Raw genomic sequence first — 663 nt, 5'->3', positions numbered from 1 at the left:
ATGTCGGCTTGAATGCCGGCTCCGCCTCCTGAATCCGATCCGGCGATTGTTAATGCTTTATATATGCTCATGATGTTTGCACTCCCTTCGGCCTTTTAGCCAATCCACCTGTGATATATCGTTTTCGCGCGATTGATATCATTCGTTCCGTGAATTAAAGCACGTCCATCCTGAAAAATCACGAACTTAAAATCCTCCGCACGGCAGGAAACTAAATAAGGATTTCCCGTCACATTTAAACCGGCTTTTTTTAATTTGGCAGCAAGCGATTCCAGTTCCAGCGGCTGTTCCGCGGCCGGCCTGATCTGAACCGTTTGTCTGGCGCAAAGAACGGCTGCTTTTGTTTCGTTTTCAGCTGAAAGAAACGGAAACTCGCCTTTTCCGCACGTCGGACATGTCTCATGTTTAAGCGTGTCAGCCCGGACTTCAGACCGCTCATTTGTCCAAATATCAAATGAGCGGAGCATCCCTGACGGTTCATGCCCGGTCAGCAGCTTCAGGGCATCTGTTACCTGGTATGCGGCAACCTGCTGGACGACCGGACCGATCACCCCTGCTGTGTCGCACGTCATGGTATTCGCAGGCAAATGCCCCAAAAGACAATGAAGACACGGCGTTTTTCCCGGAATTACGCTATATGTGATGCCATAGCTTGCGACACAC

At 50.1% G+C, this 663-nt stretch carries 2 protein-coding genes; both read right to left on the bottom strand.

The window, feature by feature from the left end:
* Positions 1–71, bottom strand: a 71-nt coding sequence (locus ACWHAR_RS27990; protein WP_452088553.1) for a hypothetical protein, incomplete at its 3' end; no start/stop codon positions are given.
* A gap of 24 nt (positions 72–95) precedes the next feature.
* Positions 96–663, bottom strand: a 568-nt coding sequence (locus tag ACWHAR_RS27985) for a ThiF family adenylyltransferase (RefSeq protein ID WP_452088552.1), incomplete at its 5' end; no start/stop codon positions are given.

This window comes from Bacillus sp. LR--39, from assembly GCF_053613335.1.
The sequence above is the reverse complement of the archived record's forward strand: the minus strand, read 5'-3'. Positions and strand labels throughout refer to the sequence as shown.